The sequence below is a fragment of the Enterococcus hulanensis genome (genome assembly GCF_005405485.1).
GTDB lineage: Bacteria > Bacillota > Bacilli > Lactobacillales > Enterococcaceae > Enterococcus_A > Enterococcus_A hulanensis.
Map to the genome: position 1 here is coordinate 112,835 of NZ_BJED01000010.1, position 22,624 is coordinate 135,458.

A 22,624-nucleotide genomic window follows, 5' to 3' on the forward strand; every position below is an offset into this window, starting at 1 on the left:
GAAAATGATTTTATTGAAGGCGCACAAAGTAATAACAGGTGATGGAAAAACAATCATTGAAGATGGCGGTGTTGTTTTTGCTAAGGATATGATTTTAGCTGTTGGAAAGGAAGAGGATTTATCTGAGGAGTTTCCACAGGCAGAAATACGCGATTATGGTAATGGAACGATTTTACCCGGGTTAATGGATGCCCATATTCATCTTGGCTATTATTGGACACAGCCAGATTTGCATCGATTTAATGATTACATGATTGCTTATTATGCACAAAAGCAAGCGGAAACGTGTCTAGCAAAAGGTGTGACAACGATCCGTGATTGTTGTGGGCCGCAGTTTTTATTAGAAACTCTTCGTTTAGCGGCTGAAAAAGGATTTGTTAAGGCGCCTCGTATTCTGCATACAGATCGTGGGATTTGTATAACTGGCGGTCATGGGCATGAAGATGGCATCGAAGAAGTTGATGGGGTAGAAAATATTCGCCATACGATTCGTCGTCAGAAAAAAGATGGTGCCGATTGGATTAAGCTGCTTACCACTAATCGTGATGACATCTGTGAATTCACACAAGAAGAACTGGATGCAGGTGTGGCGGAAGCTCATCGACTTGGATTAAAATGTGTCGTCCATTCGGGGACTCAACCAGGGATTCAGATGTGTATTGATGCTGGATTTGATACGATCGAACACGGAAATTTTTTAACAGTTGAGCAGGCAAAACAGATGGTAAAAAATCAGCAATCATGGACACCAACAATGTTTGCGTATCATTTCTTAGCAGAATACAATCAAAAAGTCCAAGAAGTGGGAATTGACCACTCAAATCAATCTACAGAGACCTACTCACATTACTTGGATTTCTTTGAAAGTTCTGTTCAAGCATACTCAGAGAATTTTAAAGCAATTTACGATGAAGGTGTAACAATCTTAGCAGGAACAGATATGGTAATGCTTGAAGCACCTAGTGTACCGATCGTAGAAGAATTAGAGCTGATGGTCCGCTACGGCTTGACGCCGGTCGAGGCAATTCAAACTGCGACGCAAAATCCTGCGAAAATCTTTGATTTATCAGAAGTTACTGGTGAGTTGGAGAATGGTTTGCAAGCGGATATTTTGGTGGTTGAAGGAGATGTGACGACCGATATCGAAGCATTAAGAAATGTCCGCCAAGTGTATTTGGCTGGAATAGAGGTTTAAAAAATACCCCTCAAAATGAGTGGTCATTTTGAGGGGGGGAACATACTAAACAAGTTTTTGTGCTTTTTCAGTGTTTGCAAAATGCAACTTGACATATTTATTTAACAGCTCCATTCCGCCTTGTCGCAACAATTTTGCTGCTAATTCATCAGAAGGTTTGCCGGCACCCGATGGTACTTTCGTTCCCAACTCAAGAGAAGCTTTATCTAGCTCTTCAAGGAAGCTTGCTCGACTGATGATTGAAGCTGCCGCGACAGAAAGATGATACTGTTCTCCTTTGGTGACAAAATAGATTTTTTGTTCGACGTGTTGATTTTCTTGTTTAACATATTTCATGTAATTTGCTTCAGAAGTGAATTGATCGATCAAAATTGCGTCAGGTTTGGTTGGTGCAATCTGTTCGAGCAATATGCGAATTGCTTGGTTGTGAAGTGCGACCTTCATTCGTACAGCATTGTATTTTGGCTGGATTTCATTGTATTTTTCTGGATTGACAACTAGTAGTTTGAAGGGAATCAGTTCTTTGATTTCTCTCGCCATTTTCCGGATTTGCTCATCTGTCAGCATTTTTGAATCTTTGACTCCCAGCTGCTTTAGAGGTTCAAGATGTTTTTTATCAGCATAAGCTGCACAAACACACAGCGGACCAAAATAACTGCCGTTCCCAACCTCATCACTGCCTAAAACGGAAAGTGCGGCAAAATTTTTAGGCAAGCTGCTGCTTTTCTTGGCAGCAGAAGCTTCTGTTTTTCCCCAACGTGCAGCTTCTTGTTCGGCGTTGTTTCCTTGAAACAATACTTTGCCTGACGTATAAGCGGTGATACTCGTGCCGTTTTTCTTGGCAGAGAATTCACTGTAAGGAACTTTTTTGTTTAACAGATAGTCAGTGTAGTGTGATTTTAGTTTTTGGATTTCAGTTTTTGATAGTTTTAAAACAGCAGAACTCATAATTTTTTCTCTTTTCTTTAAGTTAATTTGCTTTTAATCGATGAAAGTTGTACATATGAAAGGTTTTAGCATATAATAAATTAGTATTTTTGATACTGGGTTATTAAAAAATTGTATTAGAAAGGTTGATCGATATGGCGCAAAATCGCTATAAGGCAATCGTTGCCGGTCAGACTTATACTATCATTGGTCAAGAATCGAAGCAACATATGGATATGGTTACAGCTTTGGTCAATGAACAGTTAAATGAGATAATGTCGTTATCACCTGAGATCACACAAGAAAAAGCTGCGATGCTGTTGGCGATCAATGCGGTCTCAGATCAATTGAAAAAACAAGAAGCGTTAATGAAGCTGGAAAAGCAGCAATACACGCTGGATGGGCAGGCAGCCCATAATTTGGAATTAGAGAATCGAATCAAAAAAATCGAAGCAATTGAAGCCGAAGCCAAAGAAATCATGCGGAGAAACGGAAAAGAAAATGTCCCGATCCGAAATCACGTAGAAGCGCAGCAAATCGTTAACGAAAACCGGAAACGTGAGATTCAAAAAAGAGCGGCAAATAAATAAGTGAGGGATACTATGTTAACATTAGTAATTTTATTTGCATTACTGCTATCTTTTTATGTTGGCTATCGACGAGGTGCAGCTTACCAGATAGTATTTTCAATCGGATACCTACTGTCGTTTATCGCTGCCCAAATGTTTTATCAACAATTAGGTTCCCATTTAGACTTATTCGTACCATATCCATCTGTTACTAGCGAATCAAAAATGGTCTATTACTCTGTAGAACAAGCTTTCAATTTAGATAAGGCTTTTTATGCGGGCGTGGCGTTTGTGATGATTTTAATTGTTGGCTGGCTAGCAACACATTTAATCGCGATCTTTTTCAAAGACCTGTTGTTTAAAGTGATTATTCCTCAGTATGATGGGATCGTTGCTGGAGTTTTGCAACTGTTTGTGTGTTACGTATTTATTTTTTTGATGTTGAAGCTTGTCAGTTTCGTACCGATGGCATTGATTCAAAATCAATTAGAAGGCAGCTGGTATGCTCGATTTATGATTGAGCACTCACTGTTTTTAAGTTCACAGTTTGACAACTTATGGGTGACAAAAATTATTGGATAAAGAAAAGACCGGGACGCTGTTTGACAGGTTTCGGTTTATTTATGTATAGAAGGTGAAAAAATGAATGAACGCATTCTAAAAACATTAGAATTTGAACAAGTAAAAAAAATGATTCAACAATATTTAACAACCGAACAAGGTGAAGAGGAAATTCGTCAATTGGCACCTTCGAGTGATGCGGAAACGGTTCAAGCCTGGCTGGATGAAACGGAAGACGGGATGAAGGTTCAACGTTTACGTGGTGGACTGCCTATTCCTAAACTAAATAATATTAAGCCGCACATGAAACGAATTGAAATTGGTGCAAATCTCAATGGAGTGGAACTAGCAGAAGTTTCTCGGGTTTTGTCAACGACCAGCGAGCTGGTTCGTTTTATTGATGATTTAAAGGATAGTGAATTAGAATTTTTACGGATCTATTTTTGGGAAGAACAATTAACGACGTTACCAGAATTAAGTGGAAAATTACGGCGTTCTGTAGAAGAGGATGGACGAATTCGTGATGAAGCATCCACTGAATTGCGTACGATTCGTAGTCAGATTCGCCGCAGTGAGCAAACTATTCGAGAACAGCTGGACGGGTTGATTCGTGGAAAAAACGCAAAATATTTAAGCGACAGCTTGATTACCATGCGAAATGATCGATATGTGATTCCTGTGAAGCAAGAATATCGTGGTGTTTTTGGCGGTGTTGTCCATGATCAAAGTGCTTCTGGACAAACCTTGTTTATGGAGCCGAAACAGATTGTAGAGTTAAACAACCGCTTACGTCAGCAGCAAATTGCTGAGCGAACAGAAATAGAGCGTATACTAGCTGAATTATCGGCTGAATTAGTAGCTCCGCGAAAAGATATTTTACACAATGCTTACGTGTTAGGTCGTTTTGATCTGATGAATGCAAAGGCCAGATTTGCAAAGGCATTGAAAGCAGTTGTACCTGTGATTAATCAGGAGAATCACGTATTCTTCAAACAAGCTCGTCATCCACTCCTTGATCAGGAAAAGGCTGTCGCGAATGATATTATGATCGGTCAAGATTTCCAAGCTGTTGTTATCACTGGTCCGAACACTGGCGGGAAAACTATCTCTCTAAAAACACTGGGCCTTTTACAATTAATGGGGCAAGCTGGGCTGCCGTTATCTGTTGGTGAAGAGAGTGAGATGGGGATTTTTACAGAAATATTCGCTGATATTGGCGATGAACAATCTATCGAACAAAGTTTATCGACATTTTCTTCTCACATGACCAATATTGTTTCAATACTAGATAAAATTGATGAACATAGTCTAGTGCTATTCGATGAATTGGGTGCAGGAACCGACCCGCAGGAAGGTGCGGCGCTAGCAATTGCGATTTTGGATGCAGTTGGAGCTCAATCATCTTACGTCATGGCGACAACTCACTATCCGGAATTGAAAATATACGGTTACAATCGTTCTAACACGATTAATGCAAGTATGGAGTTTGATGTCGATACCTTAAGTCCGACCTATCGCTTATTGATCGGGGTTCCAGGGCGAAGCAATGCTTTTGAAATTTCTCGTCGCTTAGGCCTCGATTCGATGGTGATCGAAAATGCGAAACAAATCATTGATGAAGAAAGTCAAGATTTGAATGAGATGATCTCTGATTTAGAAAATCAACGCAAAGCCACGGAAACTGAATATTTGGAGATTCGTCACTATGTAGACGAATCTGAAAAATTATATCGTGATTTGAAAAATGCTTATTCTTATTTCTTTGATGAGCGGGAAAAAGAGATGGATAAAGCTCGTAAAGAAGCCAATAAGATTGTTAATGAAGCGGAAGAGAATGCTGAAAAAATTATTAAAGATATCCGCCAAATGCAATTAGATGGTCAAGGTAATATAAAAGAGCATCAATTGATTGATGCAAAAACGCAATTAGCTGATTTAAAGCAAGATGAACATCTGAAAAAAAATAAAATTTTGCAAAAAGCTAAGGCTAAAAAGCAGTTCAAGCCAAATGATGAAGTTATTGTGGAAACGTATGGACAACGCGGTACTTTAATTCAAAAGGTCGCAGATAACGAGTGGCAGGTACAATTAGGAATTTTGAAGATGACTGTATCTGAGGATGACATGACTTTGACTACACCTGTTGAAGAGCCGAAGCAACGAGTAATAACAGGCGTTCAACGAGGAGCGAGTGCTCGTGTGAAACCTGAATTGGACTTACGAGGTAAACGTTACGAGGAAGCACTTGCGGAAGTGGATCAATATATTGATGCGGCACTTTTGGCAAACTTTGCTCAAGTGCGTATCATTCACGGAAAAGGAACAGGGGCTTTACGAAAAGGTATTACTGACTATCTGAAAAATAATCGCAATGTTCAAAGCTTCGAATTTGCTCCAGCAAATCAAGGGGGCAGTGGAGCCACTGTAGTAACTTTTAAATAGTTTACAAGTGTAAGCAGAAGAGTAGCGAAGAAAATAGGACCGTGCTATACTACTTTTAGTAAGAAAAAAGGATACTGATTTTAAGTATCCGATTTATATAGGAGGAATTCAAATGGCACAAGTAGTTACTGATAAAACTTTTAACGAAGAAACAGATAACGGTCTTGTTTTGATTGACTTTTGGGCAACATGGTGTGGTCCTTGTCGCATGCAGGCACCGATCTTGGAACAATTATCTGAGGAATATGATGAAGACGAATTTAGAGTTGTAAAAATGGATGTGGATGAAAATCCAGAAACTCCAGCATCATTTGGAATCATGAGCATTCCGACACTTGTCTTGAAAAAAGATGGACAAGTTGTTGATAAAGTTATCGGTGTTCATACTAAGGATCAATTAAAAGAGCTTATCCAAGCTCACATGTAAGATATTGAGCTGGACCTTGAGTCCAGCTTTTTTAAATAAAGCAAATCTGCTTCTAAAGGTACATAGTTCGAAACAGTAAAAACTATTTAATAGATAGTTTTTCAGTAGATTTGCAGATAAAATCATTATTAGGAGATAGCTGTGAAGGGAAGCAACTTATGAACGAACGAATTAAGAATAAATTAGCGCTTTTACCAGATCAACCAGGTTGCTATCTGATGAAAGATAAGAACGGCACGATTATTTATGTGGGGAAGGCTAAAATTTTAAAGAATCGTGTCCGCTCATATTTCACGGGTAGTCATAACACCAAGACTGAGCGATTAGTCAGTGAGATTGTGGACTTTGAGTATATCGTGACAGAGTCCAATATCGAGGCGTTGTTGCTTGAGATTAATTTAATCAAGAAAAATGATCCAAAATACAACATCATGTTAAAGGACGATAAGACATATCCGTTTTTAAAAATTACGAATGAAAAATATCCTCGATTGATGATTACTCGTAAGGTTTTGAAGGATAAAGCTCATTACTTTGGTCCTTATCCTGATGTGAATGCTGCTAATGAAACAAAAAAATTATTGGATCGACTGTTCCCGTTAAGAAAATGTAAACCATCGCAAAAAACACCCTGTCTTTATTATCACTTAGGCCAGTGTTTGTGTCCCTATGCTTTTCATGTGGACCCACAGGTTTATAAGGATATGGTGGAGGAAATAAAAAACTTTTTGAATGGTGGTCACACAGAGATTCAAGATCAATTAAAAGAAAAAATGAATCAAGCAGCTGCGGATATGGAATTTGAAAAAGCCGCAGAGTATCGTGATCAAATCAAAGCGATCGAAACAGTGATGACGAAACAAAAAATGACTAATACTGATTTAGTCGATCGTGATATTTTCGGATACGCAACAGATAAAGGTTGGATGTGTGTTCAAGTCTTTTTTGTGCGTCAAGGAAAGCTAATTGAGCGAGATGTTTCAATGTTTCCATTTTATAATGATGCGGAAGAAGATTTTCTTACCTATATCGGACAATTTTATCAAGAGAATGAACACTTCATTCCCAAAGAGGTGCTGATTCCTGATAATATCGATAAACCAAGTGTAGAAGCGATGTTAGAGACCCGAGTTCTACAACCGCAACGCGGCGAAAAGAAGAAACTTGTAAGGTTGGCAGGGAAAAATGCGCAGGTCGCTCTAAATGAGAAATTCGACTTGATTGGACGCAGTGAAGCTCGGACCATTGGCGCTGTCGAAAAATTGGGAGATGCTATGAATATTCCCGCACCGATCCGAATCGAAGCATTCGATAACTCTAATATTATGGGGACTGATCCAGTTTCGGCAATGGTAGTTTTCATCGATGGTAAACCAGCTAAAAAAGAATATCGTAAATATAAGATCAAAACGGTTAAGGGACCCGATGACTACGCTTCGATGCGAGAAGTTATTTATCGCCGCTATTCCCGTGTTTTAAAGGAAGGCTTACCATTTCCAGATTTGATCGTGATTGATGGAGGAAAAGGACAGGTAGATGTCGCGAAGGATGTCTTGGCCAACCAATTAGGTATCGACATTCCGATTGCTGGTCTGGCAAAAGATGATAAGCATAAAACCAGCGAGTTGCTTTTTGGTCCAGAGCTGAGTGTTGTACCTTTAGAGCGCAATTCACAAGAATTCTTCTTGCTCCAGCGAATTCAAGATGAAGTTCACCGTTTTGCAATTACATTCCATCGTCAATTACGCAGTAAAAATAGTTTTGCTTCAAAATTGGATAATATCGATGGCTTGGGGCCAAAACGAAAAAAAATGCTGTTGAAGGAATTTAAGTCATTAAAAAATATCCAAGCAGCCTCGATTGAAGAATTACAAAAAGTTGGCTTGCCAAAAGCAGTAGCTGAAAACACGCATAATCAACTTCAGAAAAAATAATGTATAGCACCCTTTACATAAAATGTAAAGGGTGCTATACTTTTTTGTAGATGTAAAGCGCACTGTACATTAAGGGGTGATCACGTGCAGAATCGAATTCAAATGCTTCGCAAAGAACGCAAGATGACCCAAAGTGATCTTGCATTAGAATTGGAGGTCACACGACAAACAATTATTTCACTAGAAAATGGACGTTACAATGCTTCTTTAATTTTAGCTCATAAAATAGCACGCTATTTTGATCGGGCTATCGAAGATGTGTTCATTTTTGATGAGGAGGATGAGGAATGAAGAAGAATTTATCCAAAGCGGATCGTGAGTATCGCCGAAAATTAAAAAGAATGAACATATTCTATGTAGTTGCAATTATTTTTATGTTGGCATGCTCAGGTATACTTCTTATTGGAATAAATAGATATGTTCTGAAAATCAATGATCATGCACTTAGTTTTTTACTAGGATTATTTATTTCGTTAACCACTATTTTTGTGATTAACATCTTCAGAAATCGGCGGACGATGAATGATCCGGAGAAATTGAAGCTACACAGGATCACTCATACGGATGAACGGAATATTGAGATTGGTTCGCGAGCAATGTACTTTACTACTTATGTAATGATTTTTGTATTAGTTATTTTAGCTATGATCGGCAGTTTTGTATCGCAGCAGTTAATGTATACAGCAAGCGGCTTAATGAATGTGTTTCTAATCAGCTATCTGATTTTTTATTTTTATTTTAAAAAGAAACTATAAGGAGTGGGGAAATGTTACAAGTAAAAAATTTAAGTAAAAGTTTTGGATCGTACAAAGCACTGGATGATATGAATTTTACGATCGAAGATGGGAAAATTTTAGGGTTGATTGGCCAAAATGGTGCAGGAAAAACAACGACGTTTCGATTGATTTTAGATTTTCTATCAAAAGATTCGGGAACTGTTTTATGGAATGGTCACTCCTTGTCTGGCAAGGATTACAATACGATCGGTTATTTGCCAGAGGAACGGGGACTGTATCCAAAGGTAACAATTGAAAATCAATTATTATTCTTTGCTTCACTACGAGGCAAGAGCAAACAGGAGATCACACCGAAAATTGACGAATGGATGGAAAAATTCCAAGTCAAAGGTAAGAAAACAGACAAAGTAAAATCTCTTTCAAAAGGGAATCAACAGAAAGTTCAGTTGATCTCCACCTTGATCCATGAACCTAAGCTGGTTATTTTAGACGAACCTTTCAGCGGATTGGATCCGGTTAACGCTGAATTGCTGAAAAATGGCATTATTGAATTGAAGGAAAAGGGATCATGCGTCATATTCTCTAGTCATAATATGGACAACGTTGAAAAAATATGTGATCACTTGATAATGTTAAGAAATGGCGAAACGGTCTTGAATGGTAAAGTTCATGAGATTCGCGAATCTTTTGGCCGAAGCAAGCTGTATCTAGAATCAAAATTAACAAAAGAAGAAATAGAGGCTTTTGCTGGTGTGCATACGGTGATTCAAAAGGAAGATGGCAGTTTTGATATTACCTTAGAAAATCCAGATGCTGGACAAGCTATTTTCGCTGAAGCAACGAAAGATGGCTACATTCCAATGTTTAATCAACAACCACCAACACTAGAAGAGATCTTCAAATGGAAAGCAGGTGCTGTAAATGAGTAAAATGGGGATTATTATTAAGGACGTATACAAAAAGAACGTAAAATCAACGGCCTTTCTGATTATGATTTTGGCACCATTTTTACTCATGGGAATTTTCTATTTGTCACAGCATTTCTTTGGCGATGCAAACGATATTAATAAAATTGGCATCGTGAGTGACCAGCCGGCAGTAGCTGAACAATTGGCTAAAACAGAAAGTAAGGACTATAGCTTCAAGGTAGTTGCAAGTGATAAAAAGGCTCAAAAGCAGATGGAAGATAAGAAAATCGATGCTTATCTTGATCTGAAGATGAGCGAGGATCAAGTTTCAGGCAAGCTTTATAGTAAAGCGTCTCTAGGAACATCGACTGAAACTCAATTGCAGCAAATTTTAAGTTCAATGCAGGCGAGTATTCGTGCCAGTCAGTTGAATTTAACAACAGCACAGGTTCAAAAAGTTATGGAGCCGGCAAAATTTGAATCAACAAAAGTGACATTTGAAAATGGAAAAATGCAAAGCGATGGCGGAGACTCTGGTACTCAGTTCGTCTTAAGTTTCTTAACAACAATTCTGATGTTTGTATTTATCCTCAGTTATTCATCGATCATTGCTCAAGAGATCGCTTCCGAAAAAGGAACACGAATTATGGAAGTACTGCTTTCTAGTATGAAAGCTAAGACTCATTATTATGGGAAATTATTGGGTGTCTTATTAGTAGCATTGACACAATTATTGATTTATGGTGTAGCTTTGGTTGTCAGCTATCATCAATTTAAAGATATAGATGTGGTGAAAGACTTAATCAATAACGTATCGATCAAATCTATATTAGGCACTGGTGCAATTACGATTGTTGCCTTTATGCTAGTCGGACTCTTTTTATATGCGGTACTTTCAGCATTATGCGGATCTTTAGTAAGCAAGCCGGAGGACACGGCAAAAGCCATTCAGCCGGTAACTTATCTGTCGATGATCGGATATATGTTGGGATTGATCTTAGGAACCTCCGATCCGACTAATGTAATTATTAAGGTCACTTCCTATATTCCATTTCTGTCTTCTTACAGCATGCCATTGCGGTTAGCTTCTGGTACAGCAGCGATATCTAGTGCATTGCTATCGTTGGGAATATTAGTTTTATTTACGATTTTGCTAACCGTTTTTTCAGCTCAATTATATAAGTCGAATGTTTTGGTCTATAGTGAAGGTGGAACTTTGAGTGCTTTGAAACAATCAATCTCTATCATGCAAAATGATCGAAAAAAGAAATAGATAAATTAGTTGACCATTGATCCAAAGTCTCTCACAATAGAGTTGCAACACGAACTTCAAGGAGGAGATTTGATGGACAAAAGTAAAAAGCTAGCAAATGGTATCGAAATGCCTCGGTTAGGTTTAGGTGTTTGGCGAGTGGAAGAAAGCGACGCGACAGATTCTGTTAAATGGGCGATCGAAAATGGCTATCGTTTGATTGATACTGCTGCAGTATACAAAAATGAAAAATGTGTCGGTGAAGGAATTCGCCAATCTGGAATAAAACGTGAAGATTTATTCGTTACAACAAAACTTTGGAACGCTGATCAAGGTTATGATTCTGCTCATCAAGCTTTCAATGAGAGCCTAGAACGTTTGGGCTTAGATTATGTAGATTTATATTTAATTCATTGGCCAGTCGAAGGAAAGTTCAACGATTCTTGGCGAGCAATGGAAGAAATTTACGAGAGTGGTCGAGCGAAAGCCATCGGTGTATCAAATTTTCATCAGCATCATATTGAAGAATTAATGAAAACGGCAAAAATTAAGCCTATGGTTGATCAAATTGAATTGCATCCTACTTTGACGCAAGTTGAGTTGCGTGATTACTTGGCTGGAGAAGGTATTGCCGTTGAAGCTTGGTCGCCACTTGGACAAGGAAAGATATTGCAAAATCCAACACTTGTTGAGATTGGGAAAAAACACAACAAGACAGCAGCACAGGTAATTATTCGTTGGCATTTGCAAAGCGATATCATCGTGATTCCAAAATCAGTTCATGAAGAGCGGATAAAAGAAAACTACGACGTGTTTGATTTTGAATTAACTGATGAGGAGATAGGTCAAATCAATGCATTAAATATTGATGAACGTCTCGGGGCCGATCCAGATAATTTTGATTTTTAGCTAATGATATATTCAAATAGAACACATGGAGCAGATACTAATCGTGTCTGATTCATGTGTTTTTTGTTTTTTTACAAGCAGTCGAACAATATTTTTTTCGTTTGACAAATCAATAAAGCAATTTTTTTTAATCGAAAAAGAGTTTGTGAATTATTTTTATGATAAAATGACAAGAAAAAGGGAGGGATTTGATGGGTGATATTTTATCAAAAATTAATTCGCTAATTTGGGGTGCCCCAATGATCGTCTTAATTTTAGGAATTGGTATTATTTTAACTGTTGGTTGTCGCATGATTCAGATTCGCCGGTTACCGTTAGCACTGAAATATATGGTGAAAAACGAGGAAGGCGGACAAGGAGATGTCACGAGTTTTCAAGCGTTGTGTACAGCTTTATCAGCTACGATTGGTACAGGTAATATTGTTGGTGTCGCTACAGCCATTGTTGCAGGAGGGCCTGGGGCTTTATTTTGGTTAGAACTAGCTGGATTATTGGGAATGGCAACAAAGTACGCGGAAGGTTTATTAGCTGTAAAATATCGTACTTTTGATGATCATGGCAAGGCATTAGGCGGACCGTTTTATTATATTGAAAATGGACTTGGTCAAAAATGGAAATGGTTAGCAAAGATGTTCGCTTTTTTTGGAGCAATTGCAGGTGTGATTGGGATCGGTACGATTGCACAAATCAATGGGATCACCTCTGCAGCAGAAACATTTTTTGATCCTGAGAAAATGAACACGGTTACTCTTTTTGGTAACGAGTATTCGTGGGCAGTGATAATTACTGGGATCGTCGTAACGATTCTGGTGGCTATCGTGTTAATCGGTGGTGTACAAAGAATTGCCCGAGTGTCCGAGATTATTGTTCCGTTGATGATTGTTATTTATGTAGGGTTATGTTTATTCATGATTGCAATGAATATTTCCAAATTGCCAAGTGTTATTGTAGAAATTGTTCAAAGTGCTTTTGGGTTACGGGCTGTTTCCGGCGGTGCTATGGGAGCCATGATGATTGCGATGCAAAAGGGGATCGCTCGTGGTATATTCTCCAATGAATCTGGGTTGGGAAGTGCACCGATTGCTGCAGCAGCTGCGCAATCAAAGGAACCTGTACGTCAAGGACTGGTTTCGATGACTGGAACATTTATTGATACTTTGGTTGTTTGTAATATGACGGGAATGGCAATTATCTTAACTGGAGCGTGGAAAACAGGGTTAGAAGGGTCAGCAGTAACAATTTACGCATTTTCTGAGGCACTGCCTATTTCTCAAACAATTGCTTCTTTACTATTAATGATCTGTTTGGCATTCTTTGCCTTTACAACTATTTTAGGTTGGAATTATTATTCAGAGCGTTGCTTAAGCTATTTAACAGGAGGAAATACTAAATTTTCCGCAGTATTTCGATGGGTTTACATTTTTGCAGTATTTATTGGTCCTTATTTAACCGTATCAGCTGTTTGGACGATTGCCGATATTTTCAACGGATTGATGGCATTTCCAAATATTGTTGCATTGATTCTATTGAGTCCAGTTGTATTTAAGGAAACAAAATCTTATTTCGCTCGTTTGTCAGCAGGTGAATTAGAGGAGTTGCCATCTGTTTCTTTGACAGATACATCCCTTGATGATGATTAAGAAATAAAAAACGAGAGCCGTAGCAAATTAATGTTTTGCTACGGCTCTTTTCTATTCGTATCGTAAAGCGTTGACTGGCCACAGATACTTCAGCTAAAAATGGTGCTAAAGTAGTATTCTTATGATTTTGACGAGATGTATTGAAATTGAATGACAATTTATTCGCTTTGATAACTAAAATTTGAGGGATTTGTTATTTCATCCGAAAGAGTAAACCACTGATTTACTCAAAATTTTGAACAAAATAATCAAATAAACTTTGTTCCTTAGAATCATTTTTATGCGTTAATTCAGGATGCCATTGTACACCGAGAATTTTCGTATTTTTTTCGCGGCTTTCAACGGCTTCGATGATACCGTCATGTGCCCATGCAATCGGTACAAGACTTTCAGCTAAATCTTTGATGGCCTGATGATGATATGAGTTGACTTGTGCTCGTTCACCAAAAAGTGGAGCTAAAGTTGACTCAGACTTAACAGTGATAGAATGCAGACCAAAGTCAGGAACAGTAGGAAACATATCATGTTTTACTTCCCAATCAGGATATTGGGCTAAATCTTGATACAAAGTCCCTCCTAAAGTGACATTCAACAATTGCGTTCCTCGACAAACCGTAAAAATCGGTTTATTTTGTTTGATTGCTTCCTTAATTAAAGCCATTTCGAAAGTATCCCGATCAATGCTGGTTTGGCCTAATTTGGGATGAGGCTCCTCATTATAAAGAAAGGGTGTTACATCTTGACCTCCAGCTAATAATAATTTATCGATCGATGTGATATAATCACTGGCTAATTCCGGATCGCTGATAGGTAGTAAGATGGGCAGACCTCCAGCTTGGTGTACCCCATCGATAAAGCCTTGCGGACTATAGGTAAACTGTTGATCAAAAAAATCTTGGTTGTTTTGATAGTGTTGATTTGCTGCTATTCCGATAATATTTTTTTTCATGACCGACCACTCCTTCTATTATTTGATACCATAGTCAAAACTTAAAAAGCAAGTAATTCACTTATTAATTTTTTCTCATTCTTTCTCTGTAAAAAACTACTATAAAATAAACGTGAGTTGCAGAACCAACATATTAAAATTTTAACCATTTTACCGAAAAACAGTTACGAACATCGCTTTTTTTGATATACTATGTTCATTGAATAAATACAAAATGGTTGGGCGTAAGCTTCAAGGATCGTGTTCTTCAAGGGGTGAGAAGAGCAACCTTGAGAGTTTTGCGCTCTTTTTTTGTATCTTAAAGGAGGGTTTGTGTGTTAGAAGCTTTAGAAAAAATAAAATCTGCTGAAGAGCAAAATGAAAGAGAAAAAGAAAAGTTAATAGCGGAATTAGCGGTTTATGAAGCAAATAAAAAACGATTATTGCAAGAAAAACGTGAAGAGCTAAAAATAAACTTTTCTACTGTCTTATCAGAAAGAGAACAAGAATTAGCTGCAGGATTGGAGGCTGAGGAAAAGGAACTGACTAGTAATGCAGAAGAAGCGATTAGGATGATGGAAGAAAAATATATGATAAAAAAAGAACAAACGATTCAAAAAATTATTGAAAGGGTGATCTCAGAATATGGCAGTCAGTAAAATGAGTAAGCTGACCTTGATTGCCCAGCAAGGGTATAGTGAACAGATTCTATCTGCGGTTCAGGGATTCCAAGGGGTGGAGATTCGAAATCTTTTTGAACAATCAGTTACAAATGATTGGGTAGAAAAATATTTCAATGAAGTTGATCCTCTGCCTAGTCAAGATGCATTAGCACGAGTCGATCATCAGTTAGAACAAATAACACATGCCATACAATTCGTGGAACACCATGGTAGCAGTCGTGAAAAAGGAAATCATCTTAAACGTCAGCGAGCGACTTTACGAGAATTGGAAGAAACATTCAATGAAGAAGCAATGCTATCAGAATTGGAGAGTATCCAAGAATTAGAACAGTTTTTTTCAGAGGCCAACTCGAAACAATTGAGTCTGCAGGAACAAGAGAATCTTTTGCAAAAGTGGCAGTCATTAGATTTTTTACCAAAGGATTATTCACTACATTCAACAAAATGCTTTTTGGGAACTGCGGATGCGAGTATTTGGGAATTATTTGAACAGGAATTAAAGGATACACAGATTCATCGTGAAATCATTTATAGTGACGATCATATTGTTAATTTTGTTCTATTGTACTTGCGTGCCGAACAAGGAGAAGTTCAAGAACTAACGCGTCAATTTAGTGTAACTGCGTTTACTTACAATCGTCCATATTTACCCAAGGCTGAACTGACAGCTATTCAGCGAGAATTGCTTGAGTTAGTCGAAGAGCAAAAACGACTGGCTCAATTGATCGGACAGAAAAAAAGCGTGATTGAAAACTTGGAAACTGCAGAAGAGGTTCTATTAGCACGTAAAAATCGTTGGCTGATCCACGACCGTTTTATCAAGGATGATAAATTATTCTTGCTGCAAGGATGGATCGAAACAGAAACCTTCAAGGCATTTGAAAATTTTGTTAGTAATGCAATAGGCAGTGAAAATCTTTACCTTGAGATTGAAGAGCCTACAAACATTGAGATCAATGAAGAAATACCAACAAAATTAAAAAACAATGCAGTGGTGAAACCATTTGAGATGCTGACAGAGATGTACAGTTTGCCAAAATACCATGAAGTCGATCCGACACCATGGTTTATGCCTTTTTACTTTGTATTCTTTGGAATGATGGTGGCTGACGCAGGCTACGGGGCATTAATGTTAGTAGCGACAACGATTGGATTAAGAACGATATTGCCACGTGGAATGGAGCGTTTCATGCGTTTTTTCCAAATCTTGGCTGTACCTACCATCATTTGGGGGTTAATTTATAATTCATTCTTTGGATTTTCGCTTGGTTACACACCGATTCTTTCAACGAGTGATGATGTTATCAGTATTTTAATTCTATCGATCATCTTTGGTGTGATACAAATTTTTATTGGACTAGGCTTAGCTGCAAAAGAAAACATCAAGGCCAAGAATTATTTAGGCGCTGTGTCAGATGGTTTTGCGTGGCAAGGAATAATGGTTGGAGCGATTGTTGGTGGTTTAGGAAAAATGTTGATGAACAGTCAGCCGCTATTTTTAATCGGCGTTGGTTTAGCAGTATTGAGTGCTTTATTGATTGTCATTACACCGATGTTCCAATCGAAATCTAAGATCAAAGGGTTAGCAAAAGGCGCCTACAATTTGTATGGAATTACCAGTTATATTGGTGATTTAGTAAGTTACACACGTTTGATGGCATTAGGAATTTCTGGGGGCAGTATTGCAGCAGCATTTAATATGCTGGTTGGTTATATGCCGCCGATTGCACGATTTAGTGTTGGGATTTTGTTAATGTTAGCTCTGCATGGCTTAAATATCTTTTTATCTTTACTATCGGCCTATGTTCATGGAGCTCGGCTACAATATGTAGAATTTTTCGGAAAGTTCTACGAAGGCGGAGGACGTGCCTTTCGTCCATTAAAGTCGGAAGAAAAATATGTAAATATTGAACAAGAAAAATAATTGGAGGAATTTTAGACAATGATGGAGTATTTGATTAACAACAGTGGCGGTATTATTTTCGCAATTTTAGGAATGGCAACAGCAACAATTTTTTCTGGTATTGGATCATCTAAAGGTGTCGGTATGACTGGTGAAGCGGCTGCCGCTTTGACTACTAGTCAACCAGAAAAATTTGGTCAGGCCTTGATCTTGCAGTTATTACCAGGAACGCAAGGATTATACGGTTTCGTTATTGCTTTCTTAATTTTTACAAATTTATCAAGTGATTTGACAGTGGTTCAAGGTTTAGGCTATCTGGGGGCATCATTACCGATTGCGTTTACTGGTCTATTTTCTGGGATTGCCCAAGGTAAGGTAGCCGCCGCTGGTATTCAAATTCTAGCGAAAAAACCAGAGCATTCAACAAAGGGAATCATTTATGCTGCCATGGTTGAAACATATGCGATCTTAGGATTCGTTATCTCATTCTTGTTAGTTGGACAAGTGTAAGGAGTATTTCTGATGGAAGCAATCGAAAAAATAGTCGAACAATTGAATCAGCAAGCAGATCTGGAACAGCGTCAGCTGAAAGAAAAAGAAACAGCACGGATTGATCAAGAATTTCAAGCGGAGTTGACAGAAATAGAAGCTGAACACCAAAAACGCTTGGAGAAAAATTTAAAAAACTTAGAAAACAATTACAAGCAGGCTACGAATCGGCAACAGGTTGCTCAAAAACAGATGATTCTAAATCAAAAACAAGCTATTTTAGAGAGTGTTTTTGCTGAGGCTGTGACTCAAATGGAGAACTGGACATTAAATGAGCAGCAAAAATTTGCTCATAATGCTTTGGAAAAGATGCAATTGCAAGGCGAGTTAGTTTTTATCCCTGGTGAAAAGTCGCAAGCAGTTTTTAGTGAAGAATGGTTGAACGAGCAAAACCGCAAGCTTGCTTATCAATTAGTAATGGGTAACGAACCAATTACTGGTCAGGCTGGATTCGTTTTAGATAAAGAAGGTGTGCAGTATAACTTTCTATATCAGAGTTTAGTTAGAGAAATTCAACAGCGAGAAAGTTATCAAACGGCTCAGACGCTTTTTGAATAAACACTGCTTTAAAAGACTACGAATTAGGAGGCATTGAATGAAACAATCTACGTATCATGAATTGAATCCGCTGGTTCGTTTGAAAGAATTGGATTTGCTGGCTCCTGAGCTTATGGCGAGAATGATAAAAGCTGAAGATTTGACAGAGGTTGAAGCTCTTTTTAGAGGAACGATTTATGGTGAATTTTTGTCAGATGATTTCTATGAAAGCTTTGAAGAAGCTCTGGGAACCGCGCAAGATAATCTGTTGGCAGAATTGGTAAAGATTATTCCTGATCCGAATGTTATTTGGATCTACACAATGCGTTTTACCTTTCATAACCTTAAAGCATTAATCAAAGCTGATTTGTTAGATAAAAATTTTGATGAGCTTTATATTTACGATGGTTTTTATTCTTTAGAACAGATCAAAACGGCCATTCGGACTGGTCAAGCAAGCGGATTACCTGATATTTTGCTTGATAGTATCCGAGAGGTCAGGGAGCATTTCGAAGAATCCAACAGTTTACAAGGAATCGATATTATTTTAGATCGGAAATTTTTATATTGTCAGCGGAAAATAGCTGACACGATAAATGAACCAGAGCTGACACAAGAAGTTATCAGCTTTATCGATTTCACCAATATTTTGATGACGGCGCGTGGGATTAAACAGAAAAGAAGTCGAAACTTTATGTCGACTGCGCTGTCTAGCCAAGGAAGTATTCCAAAAGAAGAATTACTAGATTGTGTTGAAGTTGGTCTCGAAAAGCTAATTAGCTATTTGAGAACCACTACTTATAATGAAATAATCGAACCTATTATTGAGGATAATACAATTGACTTGAGTCAATTGGAAAGACTTTGTGATGATTATTTAACAAGCTTTTATGAAACTGCACAAACACAAGCATTTGGACCGCTACCAGTTTTAGCGTTATTAAATGCGAAGGCGATTGAAACAAAAAATCTTCGCTTAATCATCACAGGTAAACGAGTTGGCTTAACGGATGATCAAATTAGAGAGAGGATGCGTGAGACATATGGCACATAAAATCGCTGCAATCGGTGATAAGGATTCTGTCTTGCCTTTCAGACTCTTCGATTTTGATACTAGAACAACAAAAGATAAGCAAATTATTCGTCAACAAATTGATGAAATGGCTAAAAATGACTATGGAATTATTTACATTACCGAGGAATTTGCTCAGCTTGTTCCTGATACAATCAAACGTTATGAAGAAATGATGATCCCGGCGATTGTATTGATTCCTAATCACGAGGGAACTTTAGGAATTGGTAAGTCTTTGATTCAAGGACAAGTTGAACGAGCGGTCGGACAGAATATTTTATAAAGGAGCTAATGACTTGCAAGAAGGTAGAATAACAAAAGTTTCTGGTCCACTAGTGTTGGCAGAAAAAATGGAGCAAGCAGCTATTCAAGATATTTGTTACGTAGGTGACCTTGGGGTTATCGGCGAAATCATTGAGATGCGTGGCGATGTTGCTTCCATTCAAGTATATGAAGAGACTGCGGGTATTGGACCAGGCGAACCAGTTAGGACAACGGGGGAAGCACTTTCGGTTGAACTAGGACCGGGCATTGTTTCCCAAATGTTTGACGGAACTCAACGTCCGTTAGATACATTTAAAGAACAAACTAATAGTAATTTTCTTAGCCGTGGTGTTCAGATTCCAGCACTAGATCATACGAAAAAATGGTGGTTTGAGGCTACTGTTGAAGAAGGAGCAGTGTTATCTGCTGGTGATATAGTTGGAACGGTTAAAGAAACTAAAATTATTACGCATAAAATTATGGTACCGAATGGGATCAAGGGAACTTTGAAGAAAATCTCATCTGGAGAATTCACGATCGATGATACTGTATATGTGATCGAGACACAAAACGGTCTGCAAGAATTTTCTATGTTACAGAAATGGCCCGTGCGTCGTGGACGTCCTGTGTCAGAAAAGCTAAATCCAGAGGCACCAATGATTACTGGACAACGAGTAATTGATACCTTTTTCCCAGTGGTAAAAGGCGGCGCAGCAGCAGTCCCTGGACCATTTGGGGCGGGAAAAACAGTCGTTCAGCATCAAATTGCAAAATGGGCGGATGTGGATCTTGTTGTCTATGTTGGTTGTGGTGAACGAGGGAATGAAATGACTGATGTATTGAACGAGTTCCCAGAGTTAATCGATCCTACAACAGGCGAATCTATAATGGAGCGGACCATTTTGATTGCTAATACATCAAACATGCCCGTTGCTGCACGTGAAGCATCTATTTATACTGGAATCACTATTGCTGAGTATTTTCGTGACATGGGATACAATATTGCGATTATGGCTGATTCTACTTCACGTTGGGCGGAGGCTTTACGTGAAATGAGTGGACGTTTAGAAGAGATGCCTGGTGATGAAGGTTATCCAGCTTATTTGGGTAGTCGTTTGGCGGAATACTACGAACGATCTGGACGAGTTATTGCATTAGGAAGCGATGGACGTGAAGGTTCAATTACGGCTATCAGTGCGGTATCACCTTCAGGAGGGGATACTTCTGAGCCAGTAACACAAAATACATTACGTGTTGTAAAAGTTTTCTGGGGATTAAGTGCTACATTAGCTCAACAACGTCATTTCCCTTCAATTGATTGGTTGCAAAGTTATTCATTGTACTCTTCTGAAGTTGGAAGGTATTTAGATAATGAATTACAAACAAACTGGTCACAAATGGTAGCAGAAGGTATGCGGATGCTGCAAAAAGAATCTGAACTAAATGAAATCGTTCGTTTAGTCGGAATTGACTCACTATCAGAGAGAGATCGCTTGACGCTAGAGGTTGCGAAGTCTTTACGTGAAGACTATTTGCAGCAAAATGCTTTTGATGAGGTAGACACTTTCACATCGAGAGAAAAACAGTTCAAAATGCTCCAAAATATTTTGACCTTCAACAAGGAAGGGCAACGTGCTTTAGAGTTAGGAACCTATTTGAAGGAAATTATCGATGGAACAGTCATTTTACGAGATCGAATTGCACGGAGCAAATACATTCCTGAAAGTGAATTAGAAAAGTTAGATCAAATTAATTTGGATATCACAACAGAGATTCAAGCGATTGTTGCTGAAGGAGGAATGACCAATGATTAAGGAATATCGTACCATCAATGAAGTGGTCGGACCTTTGATGGCAATTGATAAAGTCGAAGGTATCAAATATGAGGAACTGCTTGAGATTCGATTGAATAATGGTGAGCTGCGTCGTGGGCAAGTATTGGAAATCCATGAAGATAAAGCTCTTGTTCAAATTTTTGAAGGAACCAGCGGCATCAATTTAAAGGATTCGACAGCGCGCTTTTTAGGCCATCCTTTAGAGTTGGGCGTGTCAGAAGATATGGTTGGGCGTGTTTTTGATGGACTGGGTCGACCTAAAGATGGCGGACCAGAAATCTTACCTGAAAAAAATGTCGATATCAACGGGGAAGTAATCAATCCTGTTTCTCGGGATTACCCCGATGAATTTATTCAAACGGGTATTTCGGCAATCGATCATTTGAATACACTAGTTCGAGGACAAAAGCTTCCTGTATTCTCAGGATTTGGTTTGCCCCATAAAGAATTGGCAGCACAAATTGCGCGTCAAGCGACCGTGCTGAATAAGGATGATGATTTTGCTGTAGTATTTGCGGGTATAGGTATTACCTTTGAAGAAGCAGAATTTTTCATGGAAGACTTTCGTCAGACAGGCGCGATTGATCGTTCAGTCGTCTTCATGAATTTGGCAAACGATCCAGCAATCGAACGGATTGCGACACCACGAATGGCGTTGACTGCGGCTGAATATTTAGCTTATGAAAAAGGGATGCACGTATTAGTCATCATGACAGACATGACCAATTACTGTGAAGCTTTACGTGAAATTTCAGCAGCTCGTCGGGAAGTACCAGGACGTCGTGGCTACCCAGGGTATCTTTATACTAACTTAGCTACATTATATGAACGTGCTGGCCGGATTCGCGGTCTGAAAGGTTCAGTGACTCAAATTCCAATTCTTACGATGCCGGAAGATGATAAAACCCATCCGATTCCCGATTTGACTGGTTATATTACAGAAGGACAGATCATTTTATCTCGTGAATTGGACAAAAATGGTATTCAACCGCCAATCGATGTTTTGCCTTCGCTTTCTCGTTTGAAGGATAAAGGAACAGGTGAAGGAAAGACACGAAAAGATCATGCACCAACAATGAATCAGTTGTTTGCGGCATATGCCCAAGGTAAACAAGCGAAAGAATTAGCAGTGGTACTTGGTGACTCTGCGTTATCAGATGTTGATAAAATCTATGCGAAGTTTGCGGAACGATTTGAAGAAGAATATGTTAATCAAGGTTTTTACGAAAATCGTTCGATCGACGAAACGTTGGATCTTGGTTGGGAGCTTTTAGCGATGTTGCCGCGAACTGAGTTGAAACGGATCAAGGACGACATGTTGGACGAATATTTAACAGAAGGAGTTTGATCCT

Annotated in this window: 22 protein-coding genes and 1 other annotated feature; of the genes, 20 read left to right on the top strand and 2 right to left on the bottom strand. The window is 38.5% G+C overall.

Annotation, left to right across the window (positions count from 1 at the left end):
* The first annotated feature begins 4 nt into the window (after positions 1-4).
* On the top strand, positions 5-1,195 hold the full coding sequence (locus tag FFR60_RS12605) for an amidohydrolase family protein (protein WP_137664416.1): 1,191 nt from the start codon (positions 5-7) through the stop codon (positions 1,193-1,195).
* A 45-nt stretch (positions 1,196-1,240) separates the two neighbouring features.
* Here the strand turns inward: FFR60_RS12605 and rnhC are convergent, their stop codons facing one another.
* Positions 1,241-2,143, bottom strand: a complete 903-nt coding sequence (rnhC, locus tag FFR60_RS12610) for a ribonuclease HIII (RefSeq protein WP_137664417.1) — start codon at positions 2,141-2,143, stop codon at positions 1,241-1,243.
* Between the two features lie 134 nt (positions 2,144-2,277).
* Here rnhC and zapA point away from each other — a divergent pair, with 134 nt between their 5' ends.
* The 11 genes from zapA to FFR60_RS12665 all read left to right on the top strand — a co-directional run bounded on the left by zapA (position 2,278) and on the right by FFR60_RS12665 (position 13,501).
* The gene (zapA, locus tag FFR60_RS12615; protein ID WP_088932206.1) at positions 2,278-2,712 is read left to right on the top strand and encodes a cell division protein ZapA; all 435 of its coding nucleotides are present in this window, start codon (positions 2,278-2,280) and stop codon (positions 2,710-2,712) included.
* A 12-nt stretch (positions 2,713-2,724) separates the two neighbouring features.
* On the top strand, positions 2,725-3,273 hold the full coding sequence (locus tag FFR60_RS12620) for a CvpA family protein (RefSeq protein ID WP_088932207.1): 549 nt from the start codon (positions 2,725-2,727) through the stop codon (positions 3,271-3,273).
* Between the two features lie 60 nt (positions 3,274-3,333).
* Complete coding sequence (locus FFR60_RS12625; RefSeq protein ID WP_137664418.1) at positions 3,334-5,694, top strand: endonuclease MutS2; 2,361 nt, start codon at positions 3,334-3,336, stop codon at positions 5,692-5,694.
* Positions 5,695-5,806: 112 nt separating this feature from the next.
* Positions 5,807-6,121, top strand: a complete 315-nt coding sequence (trxA, locus tag FFR60_RS12630; protein ID WP_088932209.1) for a thioredoxin — start codon at positions 5,807-5,809, stop codon at positions 6,119-6,121.
* Between the two features lie 158 nt (positions 6,122-6,279).
* On the top strand, positions 6,280-8,055 hold the full coding sequence (gene uvrC / locus FFR60_RS12635) for an excinuclease ABC subunit UvrC (protein WP_088932210.1): 1,776 nt from the start codon (positions 6,280-6,282) through the stop codon (positions 8,053-8,055).
* A gap of 84 nt (positions 8,056-8,139) precedes the next feature.
* Complete coding sequence (locus FFR60_RS12640; RefSeq protein ID WP_088932211.1) at positions 8,140-8,346, top strand: helix-turn-helix transcriptional regulator; 207 nt, start codon at positions 8,140-8,142, stop codon at positions 8,344-8,346.
* Positions 8,343-8,810 carry a DUF2178 domain-containing protein gene (locus FFR60_RS12645; RefSeq protein ID WP_137664419.1) on the top strand — a complete coding sequence of 156 codons (468 nt, stop codon included), beginning with the start codon at positions 8,343-8,345 and terminating at the stop codon, positions 8,808-8,810. The genes FFR60_RS12640 and FFR60_RS12645 overlap by 4 nt, the downstream gene beginning before the upstream one ends.
* Positions 8,811-8,821: 11 nt before the next feature.
* Positions 8,822-9,721: an ABC transporter ATP-binding protein gene (locus FFR60_RS12650; protein WP_088932213.1), complete on the top strand. Its 900-nt coding sequence runs from the start codon at positions 8,822-8,824 to the stop codon at positions 9,719-9,721.
* A complete protein-coding gene (locus FFR60_RS12655) occupies positions 9,714-10,973 on the top strand; it encodes an ABC transporter permease (RefSeq protein ID WP_137664420.1) in 1,260 nt (419 codons plus the stop codon). The genes FFR60_RS12650 and FFR60_RS12655 overlap by 8 nt, the downstream gene beginning before the upstream one ends.
* A gap of 72 nt (positions 10,974-11,045) precedes the next feature.
* Positions 11,046-11,861: an aldo/keto reductase gene (locus tag FFR60_RS12660; protein WP_137664421.1), complete on the top strand. Its 816-nt coding sequence runs from the start codon at positions 11,046-11,048 to the stop codon at positions 11,859-11,861.
* A gap of 191 nt (positions 11,862-12,052) precedes the next feature.
* Complete coding sequence (locus FFR60_RS12665) at positions 12,053-13,501, top strand: alanine/glycine:cation symporter family protein (RefSeq protein ID WP_088932216.1); 1,449 nt, start codon at positions 12,053-12,055, stop codon at positions 13,499-13,501.
* A 223-nt stretch (positions 13,502-13,724) separates the two neighbouring features.
* Here the strand turns inward: FFR60_RS12665 and FFR60_RS12670 are convergent, their stop codons facing one another.
* The gene (locus FFR60_RS12670) at positions 13,725-14,450 is read right to left on the bottom strand and encodes a gamma-glutamyl-gamma-aminobutyrate hydrolase family protein (protein WP_137664422.1); all 726 of its coding nucleotides are present in this window, start codon (positions 14,448-14,450) and stop codon (positions 13,725-13,727) included.
* 216 nt (positions 14,451-14,666) lie between these two features.
* Positions 14,667-14,714, top strand: a sequence feature (sodium ion sensor (DUF1646 type); this cis-regulatory element may regulate processes involved in with the transportation of sodium ions).
* A 50-nt stretch (positions 14,715-14,764) separates the two neighbouring features.
* Between FFR60_RS12670 and FFR60_RS12675 the strand changes: the two genes are divergently transcribed.
* Genes FFR60_RS12675 through FFR60_RS12710 form a run of 8 tightly spaced genes read left to right on the top strand, consistent with a single transcriptional unit; the run spans position 14,765 to position 22,620 of the window.
* Complete coding sequence (locus FFR60_RS12675) at positions 14,765-15,088, top strand: hypothetical protein (protein WP_137664423.1); 324 nt, start codon at positions 14,765-14,767, stop codon at positions 15,086-15,088.
* The gene (locus FFR60_RS12680) at positions 15,075-17,036 is read left to right on the top strand and encodes a V-type ATP synthase subunit I (protein ID WP_137664424.1); all 1,962 of its coding nucleotides are present in this window, start codon (positions 15,075-15,077) and stop codon (positions 17,034-17,036) included. The genes FFR60_RS12675 and FFR60_RS12680 overlap by 14 nt, the downstream gene beginning before the upstream one ends.
* 18 nt (positions 17,037-17,054) lie before the next feature.
* Positions 17,055-17,525: a V-type ATP synthase subunit K gene (locus FFR60_RS12685; protein WP_088932221.1), complete on the top strand. Its 471-nt coding sequence runs from the start codon at positions 17,055-17,057 to the stop codon at positions 17,523-17,525.
* Between the two features lie 12 nt (positions 17,526-17,537).
* Positions 17,538-18,122 (top strand): hypothetical protein, encoded by a 585-nt coding sequence (locus tag FFR60_RS12690; RefSeq protein ID WP_137664425.1) that lies wholly within the window; start codon positions 17,538-17,540, stop codon positions 18,120-18,122.
* Positions 18,123-18,159: 37 nt separating this feature from the next.
* A complete protein-coding gene (locus FFR60_RS12695) occupies positions 18,160-19,155 on the top strand; it encodes a V-type ATPase subunit (protein WP_137664426.1) in 996 nt (331 codons plus the stop codon).
* A complete protein-coding gene (locus FFR60_RS12700) occupies positions 19,145-19,456 on the top strand; it encodes a V-type ATP synthase subunit F (RefSeq protein ID WP_137664427.1) in 312 nt (103 codons plus the stop codon). Before FFR60_RS12695 ends, FFR60_RS12700 begins: the two co-directional genes overlap by 11 nt.
* A gap of 13 nt (positions 19,457-19,469) precedes the next feature.
* Entirely contained in the window at positions 19,470-21,251 is a 1,782-nt protein-coding gene (locus FFR60_RS12705; protein ID WP_137664428.1) for a V-type ATP synthase subunit A, read from the top strand.
* Positions 21,244-22,620: a V-type ATP synthase subunit B gene (locus FFR60_RS12710; protein ID WP_137664429.1), complete on the top strand. Its 1,377-nt coding sequence runs from the start codon at positions 21,244-21,246 to the stop codon at positions 22,618-22,620. The genes FFR60_RS12705 and FFR60_RS12710 overlap by 8 nt, the downstream gene beginning before the upstream one ends.
* Positions 22,621-22,624 lie beyond the last annotated feature (4 nt).